The sequence below is a fragment of the Myxococcus hansupus genome, from assembly GCF_000280925.3.
GTDB classification, from domain to species: domain Bacteria; phylum Myxococcota; class Myxococcia; order Myxococcales; family Myxococcaceae; genus Myxococcus; species Myxococcus hansupus.
In genome coordinates, this window is the sequence record NZ_CP012109.1 from 7,851,606 (window position 1) to 7,866,724 (window position 15,119).

Below are 15,119 nucleotides of genomic sequence, written 5' to 3' on the forward strand. Positions count from 1 at the left end.
ATGCGCCCTCCGAGCCGATGAGGACGTCCGGCTCGCCGTCGCCGTTGATGAAATAGGCGTTGTTCGGTGTCCGGAAGTCGATGTCGGGGAGCTCGAGCGTCATCGCGTCCATCTTCCCGCGGCGAATCGTCCAGCGCTGCTCCGCGGCGAGCCCCTCGGCGGGGCCCTCCAGGGCCTGGACCCCCTCGGAGCACTCCACCGACACGTTGGCCAGCGTCTCCGGGGCCAGCGTCACGTCGTAGAGGTACGTGTCATCCTCGCCGCAGCCTGTGAGCGCCACCACCACGGCGGCCATGGCGCCCCATCGGTATTCACGCATCGCTCTCCGCTCCTTCCGTCACAGGGCTCGCGCCACAGCAGCGCGAGCGGAGGAGCCTACTCCTTCACGCGCTTGCCCGTGAAAGGGATGGTGATGGTGCATTCGGGGACGTCCCATTTGTCCGCAGGGGACTGCACGCGCTCACGCATGGTTCGAAACCACAGGACCCCATGAATGGTGTCATCCAGGTTCTTGGTCTCCACGACGACGGAGAAGGCCTGGTGGTCGTAGTGCGTAAGGCTAAGCCCATTGGCGAAGACGTAGTTCGTCTGGAAGTGCAGGAACTGGAAGCCCCCTTCCACCGCGGCCGACCCATGAAGGACGTCGGGCTCACCCACGTTCCCGTTGATGACGTAGTACCCGGTCCCCGGCACGCGGACGCGGACGTCGGGAATCTCGAGCGACAACGAGTCCATCTCCCCTCGCTGGAAACGCCACTGCTGCCGCGCCTCCAGTCCGTCGACGGTCCGCTCCTCTGGGACGGGCCGCCTCCGGCATTCGATGGGGACGCTGCTCAGCGCCGCCTCATCCAGCGACACGTCGTACAGATACGTGTCCTCTTCGCCGCACGCCATGAGCCCCGCCGCCGCAACGGCCACCACGCTCCATCGATATCCACGCATCGTCATTCACGCCTCTCAGAATGGGGCTTGTTCCGCCCATGCACTCACTTCCTCGCGGATGCATGGGTGCCACCGTCAACCGTTACTCTCGGACGCGCTTGCCCGTGAACGGGATGGTGATGGCGCACTGAGGACTCGTGTTCCACGCTCGAAACTTGAGCATGCTTCGAACCCGCATGAATCCGTGAATGGTGTCATCCAGGGTCTTGGTCTCGATGACGATGGTGAACGCCTGATCCGACCTCGCGTGCCCCATCCTGTCCAAGCCTTCCGTGAGGTGGACGAATTGAAATCCCCCACCTGCCGCAGCCGCCCCGTCAATGACGTCTGGCGCGTCATCCCGACGATCGATGACAAACGACCCGATACCCTCAGCGAAGAAGTCGACATCGGGCAGCTCAAGCGACAGCGAGTCCAGCTCCCCTCGCCGGATACGCCACCGCTGCTGTGCCGCCAGTCCTTCAACAGTCCGATCCTCTGGAACGTCCTGCCCGGAGCATTCGATGGGGACGTTGCTCAACGCCGCCTCATCCAGCGACACGTCATACAGATACGTGTCGTCCTCGCCGCACCCCATGAGCCCCATCAGGGATGCGACGGCCACACCCCACGTGTATCCCCGCATGAACAGCCCTCCCTCGGTTGCACCGGTCCAGCGCCGTCCCCCTCGCGGGCACGGAGCCTTCAGAAGAAAACCACAGGGTGGCTGGAACCCGGCACCACTCGTTGCGCTGTGAAGGGCTTCTCGGCACGGTGTCCTTGTCGTCCGTGACAAGGAGTGCGGCCAGGCAGGCAGGCCCACGGCGTGCCGAGCACCTGGCGTCATCCCAAGCCGGCACGCCGGGCGGTTAGTAGTTTCTTTCCGATGAGTGCTTCCCCGCTGCGAATCGTCACCTACAACGTCCGCTACTTCGGCCACATGCTCCGCGGACTGGCGAGCACGGTGGGCCCGAAACGCCGGGTCGCCGCGGCCCTGGCGTCGCTCGACCCGCTGCCGGATGTCATCTGCCTGCAGGAGGTGGAGACGTCCTCGCTGCGCAGCAACATCGCCTACCGGCCCAAGAGCCCGGGCGAGACGCAGCTCACCGCCTTCATGGGACGCATGGTGGAGACGTTCGGCCTGCTGGGGCGCGAGATGCCCTACGAGGCGTTCTACTTCCGCGCCCACCACTACAAGCTGGGCGAGGTGTCCCTCTACACCACCGGGCTGGCCGTGCTGGTGAACACGCGCAAGCTCGAGGTCGCCACGCACAACGTGGCCGCGCCCCAAGCCATCACCCACCACCACGTCCAGCGGCTCAAGGACCGGAAGCAGAGCCGCATCTGCGCGCACATGCGCCTGCTGCGCCGCGAGGACGGGCACCCCTTCCACATCTTCAACACCCACCTCAGCCTGCCCACGCCCTTCGCCCGCGAGTTCTGGGCCACGCGCGACAAGATGGGCTGCGGCGTCAACCAACTCCACGAAGCGCGCAAGCTGACGGAGTTCATGCACACGCTCTCCGGCGACGAGCCCTACATCGTGTGCGGCGACTTCAACTCACCGCCCGCGTCGCCCGTGTACCGCTTCCTGACCACCGATGGCCGGCTCACGTGTGCCCAGGCCGCCGTGGGCCAGATTGACCCGAACGTGGCGCGCGGCTTTCCCACCGCCGGCTTCATGCACATGCGCATGCACCTGGACCACGTGTTCTCCGGCTCCGGCGTGCGCTGGTTGGACGCGCAGGAGACGTCGCCCTTCGGTGACCTCCGGAGCCGCTTCCACGGGCTGTCCGACCACATGCCCATCATCGCGCGCTTCGCGCTGGACGGCGGCAGGACGCTCGTCACCCCGCCGCCGGGACTGACGCACTAGCTCCCGGAGAGTTCCCGCTCCACCGCTTCCCAGGCGTCGAGGATTTCACGCGTGCGCAGCTCCGCGAGCGCGTGAAATTCGGGCGCCAGGTGCGCCACCTTGTCCGGGTGGTACTGCGAGATGAGCGTCCGGAACGTCCGGCGCGCCTCATCCACGGGCGTGCCCGGGGCGATGCCCAGCACCGTCCACGGGTCCTTCTTGGGAGGCTCCGGCGGAGGGGGTGGGGCCCGCGTCCCCCGGGGCGGCGTCGCCTCGTCGTCCCAGGAAGGCCGGGCCCGAGCGCCGGGGCCACTGCTGGCGGGCCGGGGTGGCGAACGGGGCGCGGGCTCCGCGCGGCGCCGGCCAGGGCGCTGCGCCGGGTCCGGCGCGGGGATGCGCGGCGTCAACCGGCTGAGGGCCTCTTGGAGAAACCAGAGGTCCTCGAACGGTGTCCCCTGCTTGCGCACCACCCCGCAGGGACGCCCATCCCGGAGCAGCAGGTAGCCCGTGGCCGCCGCGTAGGCGTCATCCCGGCTGTCGGGGTGGAGCCGGTCGGCCAGGTCCCCCAGCGGGTCTCTCCACATGCCGTCGGCGCCGCCCTCGTCGGCCACCAGCACCTGTGACACCACGTCCCCGTGGAGCCGCTCCAGCGAAACGAAGGGCTCGCGCGCCTCTGGGGGACGCATGGACGCCCCGTGACGGACGCCCGTCACGAGCAACAACCCCCGCGTTGAATCCACCCGGGCGAAGAGCTGCTCACGCACCTGTCTGTCGGAGAAGAAGAGGACCCACTGCACGGTGGTCAGAGCCTACCCGGTCAACGCCGCCCCGCGTGTGGTCCAAAACCATGTCACGCGCACCCCAGCAGGGAGGGCCGTGACACCGGCGTCGTCTTTAGGACTTCGTCGATACAGGACGCTCGTTGGCCCCCCGGTGCACTCCTTCTCGACGGTGGAGCGAGCTTGCGGAAGAGTCCTGGCCGCACATGCGCTGCTGCCACCGTCACGCCTCCGAGTCCATCCCCTCCGGCCCCCATTCCTTTTCGCTGCCCGGCGCCACGGAACACTATGCCGCCGAGCGGCCGGTCCGCGCCGAACACGTCCGCATCGAAGTGGACCTCGACTTCGACACACGGAGCATCAACGGCCTCTGCACCACGCGCGTCTCCGCCGTCCGTCCCGTCCACACCCTCACCTTCGATGCCGTGGACCTCGACGTCTCGGAGGTCCATGTCGATGGGCGCCCCGCGCGCTACACCAACTCCGGCGCCCACGTGCGCGTGGAGCTGGGCTCGCCGCTGGAGGCGGGACGCGCGTGCGACGTCGCCATCCGCTACACGGCCCGGCCCCGGCGGGGCCTCTACTTCTGGGGCCCGGACTCAGCCTATCCCCAGCGGCCCCGGCAGGCCTGGACGCAGGGCCAGGACATCGACTCGCGCGCGTGGTTCCCGTGCCTGGACACCCCCGCGCAGAAGGCCACCTCGGAGGTCATCGCCACCTTCCCCGAGGCGATGACGTCCCTGTCCAACGGCAAGCTCGACAGCGACCGCGTCCACGACGGGCGCCGCACGCAGCACTACCGGATGGAGCAGCCTCACGCCCCGTACCTCATCACGCTGGTGGTGGGCGAGTTCGAGGAGGCCACCGACACCGCGGGCACCGTGCCCCTGCGATACCTGTTCCCCAAGGGCCGCCAGGAAGACGCCCTGCGCTGCGTGCGCCGCACCCCGGAGATGGTGCGCGTCTTCCAGGAGGTCACCGGCGAGCCCTATCCCTGGAGCAGCTACGCCCAGATTTTCGTCACCGAGTTCATCCTCGGCGGCATGGAGAACACGTCCGCCACCAGCCTCACGGACACCGTCCTCCACGACGCGCGCGCCCAGCCGGACTACAACGCCGAGCCGCTCATCTCCCACGAGCTGGCCCACCAGTGGTTCGGTGATTTGCTCACCTGCCGCGACTGGCCCCACGGCTGGCTCAACGAGGGCTTCGCCACGTGGTTCGAGATGCTCTGGAAGGAGCGCGCCGACGGCCAGGATGAAGCCGACCAGCACCGGCTCGTCGACCTGGAGGCCTACCTGGGCGAGGTGCGCGAACGCTACGCCCGCCCCATCGTCGCGCGCCGCTTCCACGCGCCCATGGATGTCTTCGACCGGCATCTGTACGAGAAGGGCGGGCTGGTCCTCCACGAGCTGCGCCGCAGGCTGGGTGACGACCTCTTCTTCAAGGGCCTGCGGCACTACGTCGCGCGCCACCGCCACGGGTCCGTGGAGACGGTGGACCTCGCGCGCGCCTTCGAGGAGGCCACCGGCCACAACCTGGATGCCTTCTTCGACCAGTACGTCTTCGCGCCCGGCCACCCCGAGCTGAAGGTCGAGGTCCGCTACGACGCCGAGGAAGCACGGCTCCGCGTCCAGGTGCGGCAGACGCAGTCCACGGGCAACGGCGTGCCCCTGTTCCGCCTGCCCCTGGACATCGTGCTCACCGTGGACGGCCGCGACGCCGTGCACCGCCTGGAGGTGACGGACGCGGAACACGCGTTCCATCTGGCCTGCGCCAGCGCGCCCTCGCAGGTGCGCGTGGACCCTCGGCGCGGCGTGCTCGGCACGGTGACGGTCGACAAGTCCACCGGGCTGTGGATGGAGGAGCTTCGCGCGGCGCCCGAGATGCGCGCGCGCACCGAGGCCGCCACCGCCCTGGGACGAGACGGCGGGTACCGCGCCGTGGAGGCCCTGGGCGTGGCGCTCGACGACCCGCGCCTGTTCTGGGGAACGCGCGCCGCCTGCGCGAAGTCCCTGGGCCGCATCCGCACCCCGGAGGCCCGCGCACGGCTGCTCGCCGCGCTCGGCACCGCGCACCCTCGCGTGCGCCGCGCCGTGGTGGCCGCGCTGGGCGAGTTCCGCCGGGACACGGAAGTGACCTCGCGCCTGCGCGCCCTGGTGACGGGCGGAGACGCCAGCTACTTCGTGGAGGCGGAGGCCGCGCGCAGCTACGGCAAGGTGCGCGCCCCCGACGCGCTGGCCGTGCTGGAAGCCGTCACCACCCGGCCCTCGTACCAGGACGTCGTCGCCGTGGGCGCGGTGGACGGGCTCGCCGAGGCGCAGGACCCGGCCGCCTTCTCCGTCGTCCTGGCGCGCACCGCCCTGGGACACGCCGCGCCCTTGCGCCGCGCCGCCACGCTCGCGGCGGCGAAGCTGGCGGAGACCGCTGGCCGCAAGCGCGAGGCGGTGGACCTGCTCACCGAGCTTCTTCGGGATCCACTCTTCCGCGTGCGCATGGGGGTCTTCGAGGCGGCGCGCGCCTTGGGCGACCGGCGGCTCATCGCGCCACTGGAGCAGACGCCGCTGTCGGACGCGGTCGCACGGCGCGCGGCCCGCGAGACGGTGCGCTTCCTGCGCGAAGGCGAGCCGCAGGCCCACGAGGTGACGGCGCTGCGTGAAGAGGTGGACCGACTGAAGGAGGAGACCCGCGCCTTGCGGGAGCGCATGGAGGCGTTCACGCTCAAGGCGCCCGAGCCCGGCGTGAAGAAGCCCACGCCCTCGCCGCGAAAGCAGCCCCCGCCGCGCGCGAAGCCCGGGGCGCGCAAGCCCGCGTCCCGTGGGCGGCAGGACAAGCGCCGTTAGCCGGGCGCCTGAGTGGCTGCCCGCCTGTCGAACCTGGCGTCCATGAAGGCGACACGGGCCTGGGAGGCGCGGCCTGTGCCTCCAATGCCTACTTGTATGGAAAGGGACACGCCCTCCGCATGGTGCGTCGAGGCGTTTCGAGCCCACCCATTCCAAGGCGCCGGCCGGCCGTGCGAGCCCGCGCCATTCCGAGGACAACATGCCTGGCGCCACAGACGAGCTCAGTGCGTGGCTGGACGCCGCCGTGGACCCGTTCATCGCCTGCGACGCGAGCGAGCGCGTCCGTGTCTTCAACAGCGCGGCGGAACGTTTGTTGGGCTGGAAACGCGAGGAGCTCATGGGCCGGCCCGCCTCGCGCCTCTTTCCCCAGCGGCTGCGGCGGCACGAAGGGAAGAGCCTGCTGCGCCACCTGCTCTCCCGCCGCCCCGCGCTGGGAGGGCGGGCCACCCGGGTGCTCGCGCGCCGGAAGGACGGCGCGGAAATCCTGGTGGAGCTGACGGTGGGTGCCTCTGGCCAGGGCGAAGGCGAGCGCATCGTCCTCAACTTCCGTCGGCTGCACGAGGTCATCGACACGCTGGATGAGCCCGTGGAGCGCGCCCTGCCCCGGCGTGAGTCCGCGAGCCTGGCGGGTGACGCGCTCTTCCGCACCGTCGTGGAGAACGCGCCACTGGGCATCCTCTACTTCGACCCGCGCGCCATCGTCATCGCGTGCAACGAGCTGTTCGTGCACATCATCGGCTCGCCCAAGCGCGTGCTGGTGGGCCTCAACCTGCTGTCGCTGCGAGACGAGAACATCCTCCACTGCGTCCGCGAGACGCTGGCGGGCCACACCTGCGACTACGAAGGGGAATACCGCACCGTCACCTCTGGCAAGCAGACCCCGGTCCACGTGCACTTCGCGCCCTGCTTCAACACCTCGGGACAGGTCGAGGGCGGCATCGGCATCGTCGAGGACATCTCCGAGCGCCGCCGCGCCGAAAGCGAACGCGAGCGCCTGTACCATGAAGCCCAGGAAGCCATCCGCGTGCGCGATGACTTCCTCTCCATCGCCTCGCATGAGCTGAAGACGCCCCTGACGCCGCTGAGCCTGCGGCTGGCCACGCTGGAGCGGAGGCTGGAGCGCGGCGAACACGTGGAGCCCGCCACGCTGCGCCACGCGCGCCTGCACCTGCTGCGCATCACCAGCCTCATCAATGACTTGCTGGACGCCTCGCGCATCGAAGCGGGACGGCTCGCGTTGCGCCCGGAGGCCACCCACCTGGAAGGCCTGGTGGAGCGCGTCCTGCGCGGCCTGGAGCCCCAGCGCGGCAACCACACCGTGCACTTCGACGCGCCCGAGCAGTCCGTGCAGGTGAACGTGGACCCGTTCCGCATGGAGCAGGTGCTGGCCAACCTGGTGGAGAACGCGTTCAAGTACAGCCCGCATGGCGGCTCCGTCCGGGTGAGCCTGCTCCAACGCGGCGGCGTGGCGTTGCTGTCGGTGTCGGACGAAGGCATCGGCATCCCTCCGGACCAGCAACGGCTGCTCTTCGACCGCTACTTCCGCGCGCGCAACGTGTCCGCCCGCTCGTTCGGTGGACTGGGCCTGGGGCTCTACATCAGCCGGGACATCGTCGAGCGCCATGGCGGCCGCATCTGGGTGGAGAGCGAGCCCGGCCACGGCTCCACCTTCCACGTCGCCCTGCCCTTGATGACGGGCGTGCCCGCTCAGCCCCCCTGGAGGCGCCGGGGCAGGTCGTCCACTGAAACTCCGCCACCCACCCTTCCGCAAAAATGACAGGGCGCGGTGTCTTCCATCGGCCAGCAGACCGGGTGAAGCGCCTGGATTCGCACGCTTCCAACGCTGGCATGGCGGCTGCTCTAGCGAAGGGCAGAGGATGGACTCACAGGGGGATGACGATGACCACGACAACCGACACGCCTGCTTGGACCCGTGACAACGAAGGCTGGCTCGTCCGCGTGAAGGTGGGCGGACGCATCCAGGAAGTGCGCTGCACCACCGAGAGCCAGGCGCGGTACTTCGCCACGGTGCTGGCGATGAACCCGCCCAAGCCCTCGAAGCTGCGCAACTAGGTGGCGGAGGGGCTCACGGGTTGCGGCGAACGATTTCGGCGTTGAGCACGTTCGCGAACCCGACCCATCCCAGATACGGCGTCACCATCCAGGCCGCGGGGCGATCCACGTCCTTGGTGGTGGCGATGTAGGCCGTCACACTGCCGAGCAGGGCGAGGTTGTCCACCAACGCCTTGCGCGGCTCGTGGCGGCCGAAGAACAGCCAGGACCAGGCGGCGTTGAAGCCCAACTGGACGCCCCACCACGCCAGGGCCTGCGAGCGCGCCGCGCCCGCGGGCGCCGTCCAAACGCGCCAGCCGGAAATCGCGATGAGGCCATACAGCACCGTCCACACCGGACCGAACACCTTCGGCGGCGGCTGGAACGGTGGCTTGCGCAGGCGCCGGTACCACCGGGTGTCTCCGGAGCTGACACGGGCGCCCAGGGCCGCCGCGCCGAACGTCAGCGCGCCGAAGATGCCCAGCGCCACCGCGGATTCCTTGCGCAGCGTGGGGTTGAGGGCCGTGCGCATTACCGGGCCCGGAATGTTCCGCGTCGTCGGCTCCACTGTCCAATCCATCCGAGTCCTCCCATGGGGGCGTGCCCGCCAGTGTCGGGTGGAAGGTGGTACTGGAGTCCCTTGGCCGCCACCCCGGCTGGCGCCGGTGTACAAGGTGACTTTCCCCTCCATGGATTGAGAGGCGTCTCATGGCGAGCGCAGAGGAAATCCTCGGCTTCTGGTTCGACCAGCCGCGCGAGCGGTGGTTCCTACGGAGCGAAGCGTTCGACGACGAATGCAGACGCCGCTTCCTCCCCGCCGTCGAGCGCGCCGCCGCCGGTGAGTTGGACGCCTGGCGGGATGAGGCCCGAAGCTGCGTGGCCCTGCTCCTGCTGCTCGACCAGTTCCCGCGCAACCTCTTCCGCGGGACGCCCCAGGCCTTCGCCTCGGATGAAAGGGCGCGCGAGGTGGCCCGGCATGCGCTCGTCCGGGGCCTGGACATGTCCCTGCCGCCCCTGTGGCGGTGGTTCATGTATTTGCCCTTCGAACACAGCGAGTCCGTCAACGACCAGCGGCTGTCCGTGGCCTTGTTCGAGGTGCTCGCGCTGTACCACGCGGACAGCCGGGAGGCGCTCGACTACGCCCGGCAACACCGCGACGTCATCCAGCGCTTCGGCCGTTTCCCACACCGCAACGTGACGCTGGGACGTCCAACGACTCCAGAAGAAACCGACTTTCTCCAAGAACCGGGCTCGTCGTTCTGAGGAATTCACCGGGAGCGGGCCCCACGCGCCCCGGGTAGCTGCCGCCGCGCTTCCCCCTGCGCTAGTGTGCACTTTCGCACGCTTCGCAAGAGGGGGACGTGACAGGCGAGCGCTGGAAGACGGTCCGTTCACGGTGGCAGGACCACTGGCGGCTGATGGTGGGCGTGGCGGCGCTGGCCACCACGCTGGCCGCGCTGTGCCATGGGTTTGACGCGAAGCTGGGAGGACTGCTCGCGGAGGCCGAGCGCTCCGCGTACGACGCCGCCGTCACCCGCTTCACCGAGCGTCCCGACAGGTCCTCGCAGGTGGTGCTGGTCACCATCGACCAGCCGAGCCTGGAGCGCATCCGCGACAACCCCCAGTACACCCTCAACTTCGGGAGCTGGCCCTACAGCCGCAACCTCTGGGCCCGCGTGGTGGAGCAGCTCGAGGCCGAAGGGGCGCGGGCCGTCGTCTTCGACGCGGTCATGGACGAGCGCGGCTCCGACGAGTCCATGGACCTGGCCTTCGCCCAGGTGCTTCGGACCACGGCCATCCCGTTCTTCCTGGGCGTCTCCACCCACCCGGACGCGTCGCCGCTGCCTCCGGTGGACTTCCAGGCGGAGCCCACCGCCCGGCAGGCCCCCGCGGGGGTGGAGGAGCCCCCACCTGGGGACGAGACCTTCCCCGAGGAGGCCTTCCCGGAGGAGACCGGAGCGGAGACCTTCCAGGACGCGCCCGCCAAGACGCTCCTCCCAGACGTCCCCCCCGAGCAGATGGCCCGCGCCGTGGCGTTTCCAGCGCGTGCGGAGGGCAGGTCGCTGCCCGCGCTCGACTACGAATCCTCTTCGCGAGAACGAGCGCCCAGCCACCCGGTGCACCCCATCCCCGTGCTGGTGGGCGCCGTGGAGGGCTTCGGGCTGGTGGAGCCCGAAGCGGATGCAGACGGGTTCATGCGGCGCACGCGCTTCGCGTACTCGGACGGTCACAACACCTTCGCCACGTTGCCGGTGCGCGTGGCCGCGAGCCTGCTGGGCGCCAGCGCCGTGGAGTTCTCTGGACGCACGCTGCGCCTGGGCTCACGCACCTACGCCGTGGATGCGGATGGCAGCGCGGGCATCGACTTCGGCGGACAGATGCACGACCGCTTCCACAGCGTGTCGCTCTTCGCCGTGCTCAACGCCTGGGTGCTGCGCGGACAGGGCCAGCCCACGAAGCTGCCGCCGGAGATGTTCCGGGACAAGGTGGTCGTCATCGGCGGCAACGCGGTGGGGCTCAATGACGTCAAGGCCACGTCCTTCTCGTCCCATGAGCCGGGCGTCGTGAAGCAGGCGGCCGTGCTGGACACCTTGCTGGGGGATGGACGCTTCATCACCCAGGCGCCGCTCCCGGTGAGCCTGGCGCTGGTCTTCGTGGTGGCGTTCGCGTCGGTGGTGCTGCTGATGACCACGCGCTGGACGCCGTTGGAAATCGCGTGGCCCCTGGGGCTCTACTTCGGCCTGGGCTGGGTGACGGGCCCCTTCCTGGGGCTGACGAACACCTACGTGCTCACCGCCCTGCCCGCGTTGGCGGGCGTGGTGGCCAGCGTCAGCGCGGTGGCCTTCAACCACCTGGTGGCCAACGAAGAGACGGCGTTCATCCGTCAGGCTTTCAGCCGCTTCATGGAGCCCAAGCTCGTGGAGCAGATGATTGCCCAACGCGAGCTGCCCCGGCTGGACGGAGAGAACGTCGAAATCACCGCCTTCTTCAGCGACATCCGCGGCTTCTCCACCTTCAGCGAACGCTTCAAGGACGACCCGCGCAACCTGGTTCGCATCCTCAACACGTATCTGACGCGGGTGAGCGCGGCGCTGTTGAAGGAAGGCGGGTGCCTGGACAAGTACATTGGCGACGCCGTGGTGTGCCTCTTCGGCGCGCCCATGCGGCAGGCGGACCACGCGCTTCGCGCCTGCAAGGGCGCGCTCGCGGCGAAGACCGCGGTGGACCGGCTGCGCGAGGAGTTCCGCGCCCAGGGCCTGCCGGACATGTTCACGCGCATCGGCCTCAACAGCGCGGTGAACTTCGTGGGCAACTTCGGCAGCGAGCAGCTCTTCAGCTACACGGCCATCGGGGACGGGATGAACCTGGCCGCGCGGCTGGAGGGCGCCAACAAGGCCTACGGCACCGTCATCATGATTGGGGCGCGCACGTACGAGCTGGCGCGCGAGCACATCGAGGTCCGCGAGCTGGACCGGGTGCGTGTGGCGGGCAAGACGGAGGCCGTCACGGTGTACGAGCTGCTCGCGCTCAAGGGCGGCGTGGACGCGCGCACGCGGGAGACGGTGGCGCGCTACCACGCGGCGCTGGCGCTCTACCGCGAGGCGCGGTTCACGGAGGCCGCGGCGGTGCTGGACGCGCGGCGCGCCGAGGCCCCGGAGGACGGGCCCACCCAGGCGTTGCTCGCGCGCTGCCAACGGTATGCGGAGGCGCCACCGCCTGACTTCGACGGCGTGGCGAACCTGGACAAGTGAGTGGTGTGGAAAGGAGTTGGGGAGACATGGGGATGAAGACACGGGTGGCATGGGCCGCCGCCCTGCTGACGCTGGGGGTGCCGGCCGTGGCCTCGGCCGTGAAGGTGGGCGAGCCGCTGTACGTGAAGGCGAAGAACACGCGCGTGCTGGCCACGCCGTCGGGCTCGGACAACGCCGTGGCGGTGCTCCAGCCGGGTGAGCAGGTGACGTGGGGCGGCGCGGACGCGAAACAGAAACAGTGGCACCGGGTGACCACCGCCACCGGGAAGAAGGGCTTCGTGTTCCAGACGAACCTGTCCACGACGCCGCCCAACATGGAGCTGGTGACGGACGGCGGCGGCAAGCAGCAGGTGGACCCGAAGAAGTTCGTCGCCAGCGGGGCCGCGGTGAAGGCGCTCAGCCCCGGCGCGGAGCGCTACGGCAAGGACAAGGGCGGTGACCACCAGAAGGCCGTCGCGAACATCCAGGCCCTGGAGAAGCTGGCGAAGAAGGTCTCCACGGAGGACATCGCCGCGCACGTGACGGCGGCGGGCCTGTTTCCGGTGGTGGGCCCTCGCGACGCCCAGGCCAAAGCCCCGCAGCAACCGGCGGCGAAGAAGCGGAGTGGCAAACAATGATGCGCACGGGTTGGAAGGTCCTCGCGCTGGTGGGCCTGGGCGCGCTGTCCGCGTCCTGCAAGGGCTTCAACGCCGCCGGGCTCACGAAGGGCGACAACATCCTGGGGAAGCTGAGCACCGCGAACACCGAGGCGAAGCAGTGCACGAAGCTCCACGCCGACCCCAGCGTGAAGGAGGAGTACGCCCTGGGGGGCGCGCTGGCCATCCACTACGTGCAGCGGGGCCACGGCTTGATGCTGGATGGCGCCGACGACGCGCTCCACCGGTACCTCAACGTCGTGGGGAAGAACCTCGCGGCCCAGTCCGCCCGGCCCACGCTCGAGTGGACCTTCGGCGTGCTCGACGACACGTCCCAGTTCAACGCGATGTCCGCGCCCGGTGGCTACATCTTCGTCACGCGCAAGCTGCTCCAGGGACTGGAGAACGAAGGGGAGCTGGCGGGGGTGCTGGCGCATGAAATCGCGCACGTGACGCTCAAGCACGCCATCCGCCAGTACGGCGCGACGAAGGTGAAGACGTGCGAGCTCGTCACCTATGGCGAGGCCATGCTCGCCCCCGCCTGGGTGAAGGCGCTCTCCGCGGGACGCAATGGTGATGGAACGCTGGACCTGGACAACGAGCCGGGCCTGCTCGGCTACCTGAGCGAGAAAACCATCGAGCTCATGGAGAAGGGCAACTCCCGGGAGCAGGAGTTCGAAGCGGACCGCATCGCCGTCGAGCTCATGCTGTCCGCGGGGTACGACCCGCAGGCCTACCAGGCCCTGCTCGCCAAGACGGAGGACGGCGGCGGCACCTTCGCCAACCACCCGAAGAAGAAGGAGCGACAGGACCACATCCGGGCCCACGTCCAGTCGCTGAAGCAGCCCGACGGCGACTTCAACGGGCTGGCCACCACCGGGCTCCGCTCGCCGCCGCTGAGCCCCGCCTTCGCCGCGGTGCGCGGCGGAAGCAGCACCCGCGGCGTGGCGAAGGACCGGAAGTAGCGCGGCTCAGCGCACCGTGGCCTGACTCAGGGCCCGGTGCACCGACTCCAGGGCCTTGCGCGCCTCCAGCAGCTCGGCGCGCTCGGCGGTGAGCGAGGCCACCTGCTGGGCCAGCACGTCGCGCTCGCCCTGGAGCGCCTCCACGGCGCGGCGCAGGGACGTGGACTCGTCCTGGGCCGTCTCCAGTTCGCCGGCGAGCCGCTCTTCCTCGGCCAGGCTGTCCACCAGGGACTGCTTGCCGCGAGCGACCTCTTCTTCCAGGGCCTCGTGCTCCTTGGCCGCGGCGTGCAGCGCCTGACGCGTCTCCTGGAGCGACAGCAGCGCCTCGTCACGCTCGCCCTCCAGCGCGGCCAGCTCCCGCTCCAGGTCGGCCAGCAGCTTCACGCGGCCTTCCATCTCCGCGGACAGGCGGCGCGCCTCGTCCATGCGCAGCCGGGCCTCCTCGGTGGCCTTCTCCGCCTGACGGCGCGACACCTCGAGGTCCTGCGTGAGGGACAGGTTGAGCGCCTTCACCTTCACCAGCTCCGCCTGGAGCGTGGTGATGCGCTCCACCGCGCGCTGGCCCGCCTCCGCCACGGTGGCGGGCAGGGGCTCCGGACGCGGATTCTCACGCACCGCCTTGAGCCGGGCCTTCAGCCGCTCGCGGCGGGACGCGGCGTCCTGCGATTCGTCGCGCGGCGGGGCCGGACGCTGCACCTCCACCTGGGTGGGCGGCGCTTCGACACGGGCCACCGGCTCCGCCACGGTGGCGGTGACATGCGGCATGGAGACAGGGGCCGACGCCTGCGTCATGGGGTGCGCCTCCGGAGGAGGACTGACGGCGGCCATGGGGCCGTCGAAGTGCAGCGCCTGGGGCGGCGCGGCGAACGTCATGGGTTCCGCGGGCGGCTCGGCGTCGAGCAGCGCCTCCACGTCCGGCGGCGGCGAGCCGAACGTGACGGGCGCGTCGGCGTAGGCCTCGGGCTCATCGGCGTAGGCCTCGGGCTCCTGCACGGCGGGCGCGTCGATGGGCGCCTCGTCCTCCAGGGACGCGGCGTAGGCGGACTCTTCCGGCGCGGGCTCGTGCGAGCGCAGGGCGACGTCCATGGCCTGGGCGGCGGAGGGACGCGGAGCGCGGGAGCGCTCGATGCGGGCGCGCACCTCGGCGGAGAGGTCGGGGGCCTCGGCGGTCGCCTCGGGCGCGGCGGCGGAGGCCTCTTCGGGCTCCTGCTCGGCGGAAGGCGTGGGCTCGACGGGGTCGACGAGCCCGGTCAGCGCGCCCAGGCGGAGGCGCGGCTTGGCGCGGGACACGTTCTGTTCAAAGGCTTTCTTCATGGT

General features: G+C 70.0%; 13 protein-coding genes. 8 read left to right on the forward strand and 5 right to left on the reverse strand.

Annotated elements, in window-relative coordinates; translation table 11 throughout:
• Window positions 1–375: 375 nt before the first annotated feature.
• Window positions 376–948: a hypothetical protein gene (locus A176_RS30815; protein WP_002636007.1), complete on the reverse strand. Its 573-nt coding sequence runs from the start codon at window positions 946–948 to the stop codon at window positions 376–378.
• Between the two features lie 76 nt (window positions 949–1,024).
• Window positions 1,025–1,567, reverse strand: coding sequence for a hypothetical protein (locus A176_RS30820; RefSeq protein WP_002636008.1), 543 nt, complete (start codon window positions 1,565–1,567; stop codon window positions 1,025–1,027).
• A gap of 240 nt (window positions 1,568–1,807) precedes the next feature.
• On the opposite strand from A176_RS30820, the gene A176_RS30825 reads away from it, so the two are divergent.
• Window positions 1,808–2,797 carry an endonuclease/exonuclease/phosphatase family protein gene (locus A176_RS30825; RefSeq protein WP_002636009.1) on the forward strand — a complete coding sequence of 330 codons (990 nt, stop codon included), beginning with the start codon at window positions 1,808–1,810 and terminating at the stop codon, window positions 2,795–2,797.
• Here the strand turns inward: A176_RS30825 and A176_RS30830 are convergent.
• Window positions 2,794–3,573, reverse strand: a complete 780-nt coding sequence (locus tag A176_RS30830; protein ID WP_002636010.1) for a hypothetical protein — start codon at window positions 3,571–3,573, stop codon at window positions 2,794–2,796. The genes A176_RS30825 and A176_RS30830 overlap by 4 nt on opposite strands.
• Before the next feature lie 188 nt (window positions 3,574–3,761).
• Here A176_RS30830 and A176_RS30835 point away from each other — a divergent pair, with 188 nt between their 5' ends.
• The 3 genes from A176_RS30835 to A176_RS39445 all read left to right on the forward strand — a co-directional run bounded on the left by A176_RS30835 (window position 3,762) and on the right by A176_RS39445 (window position 8,471).
• Window positions 3,762–6,398 (forward strand): M1 family aminopeptidase, encoded by a 2,637-nt coding sequence (locus A176_RS30835; RefSeq protein ID WP_002636011.1) that lies wholly within the window; start codon window positions 3,762–3,764, stop codon window positions 6,396–6,398.
• A gap of 199 nt (window positions 6,399–6,597) precedes the next feature.
• Complete coding sequence (locus A176_RS30840; RefSeq protein WP_226994035.1) at window positions 6,598–8,175, forward strand: sensor histidine kinase; 1,578 nt, start codon at window positions 6,598–6,600, stop codon at window positions 8,173–8,175.
• 122 nt (window positions 8,176–8,297) lie between these two features.
• Window positions 8,298–8,471, forward strand: a complete 174-nt coding sequence (locus tag A176_RS39445) for a hypothetical protein (RefSeq protein WP_193409811.1) — start codon at window positions 8,298–8,300, stop codon at window positions 8,469–8,471.
• 13 nt (window positions 8,472–8,484) lie between these two features.
• On the opposite strand, the gene A176_RS30850 is transcribed toward A176_RS39445, so the two are convergent.
• A complete protein-coding gene (locus A176_RS30850; RefSeq protein WP_002636014.1) occupies window positions 8,485–8,982 on the reverse strand; it encodes a TspO/MBR family protein in 498 nt (165 codons plus the stop codon).
• A 176-nt stretch (window positions 8,983–9,158) separates the two neighbouring features.
• Here A176_RS30850 and A176_RS30855 point away from each other — a divergent pair, with 176 nt between their 5' ends.
• From A176_RS30855 to A176_RS30870, 4 genes are all read left to right on the forward strand, one after another.
• Window positions 9,159–9,713, forward strand: a complete 555-nt coding sequence (locus A176_RS30855; RefSeq protein WP_002636015.1) for a DUF924 family protein — start codon at window positions 9,159–9,161, stop codon at window positions 9,711–9,713.
• A 98-nt stretch (window positions 9,714–9,811) separates the two neighbouring features.
• Entirely contained in the window at window positions 9,812–12,202 is a 2,391-nt protein-coding gene (locus A176_RS30860; RefSeq protein WP_002636016.1) for an adenylate/guanylate cyclase domain-containing protein, read from the forward strand.
• A 26-nt stretch (window positions 12,203–12,228) separates the two neighbouring features.
• Entirely contained in the window at window positions 12,229–12,819 is a 591-nt protein-coding gene (locus A176_RS30865; protein WP_002636017.1) for an SH3 domain-containing protein, read from the forward strand.
• Window positions 12,816–13,802, forward strand: coding sequence for a M48 family metalloprotease (locus tag A176_RS30870; RefSeq protein WP_002636018.1), 987 nt, complete (start codon window positions 12,816–12,818; stop codon window positions 13,800–13,802). Before A176_RS30865 ends, A176_RS30870 begins: the two co-directional genes overlap by 4 nt.
• 6 nt (window positions 13,803–13,808) lie before the next feature.
• Here the strand turns inward: A176_RS30870 and A176_RS30875 are convergent, their stop codons facing one another.
• Window positions 13,809–15,116 carry a hypothetical protein gene (locus tag A176_RS30875; RefSeq protein WP_002636019.1) on the reverse strand — a complete coding sequence of 436 codons (1,308 nt, stop codon included), beginning with the start codon at window positions 15,114–15,116 and terminating at the stop codon, window positions 13,809–13,811.
• Between the last annotated feature and the right edge of the window lie 3 nt (window positions 15,117–15,119).

Bases quoted from the DNA above. Each gene is read 5' to 3' on its own strand.
- A176_RS30815 (WP_002636007.1), bottom strand. From the start codon at position 948: ATGACGATGCGTGGATATCGATGGAGCGTGGTGGCCGTTGCGGCGGCG.
- A176_RS30820 (WP_002636008.1), bottom strand. From the start codon at position 1,567: ATGCGGGGATACACGTGGGGTGTGGCCGTCGCATCCCTGATGGGGCTC.
- A176_RS30825 (WP_002636009.1), top strand. From the start codon at position 1,808: ATGAGTGCTTCCCCGCTGCGAATCGTCACCTACAACGTCCGCTACTTC.
- A176_RS30835 (WP_002636011.1), top strand. From the start codon at position 3,762: ATGCGCTGCTGCCACCGTCACGCCTCCGAGTCCATCCCCTCCGGCCCC.
- A176_RS30840 (WP_226994035.1), top strand. From the start codon at position 6,598: ATGCCTGGCGCCACAGACGAGCTCAGTGCGTGGCTGGACGCCGCCGTG.
- A176_RS39445 (WP_193409811.1), top strand. From the start codon at position 8,298: ATGACCACGACAACCGACACGCCTGCTTGGACCCGTGACAACGAAGGC.
- A176_RS30850 (WP_002636014.1), bottom strand. From the start codon at position 8,982: ATGCGCACGGCCCTCAACCCCACGCTGCGCAAGGAATCCGCGGTGGCG.
- A176_RS30855 (WP_002636015.1), top strand. From the start codon at position 9,159: ATGGCGAGCGCAGAGGAAATCCTCGGCTTCTGGTTCGACCAGCCGCGC.
- A176_RS30865 (WP_002636017.1), top strand. From the start codon at position 12,229: ATGGGGATGAAGACACGGGTGGCATGGGCCGCCGCCCTGCTGACGCTG.
- A176_RS30870 (WP_002636018.1), top strand. From the start codon at position 12,816: ATGATGCGCACGGGTTGGAAGGTCCTCGCGCTGGTGGGCCTGGGCGCG.
- A176_RS30875 (WP_002636019.1), bottom strand. From the start codon at position 15,116: ATGAAGAAAGCCTTTGAACAGAACGTGTCCCGCGCCAAGCCGCGCCTC.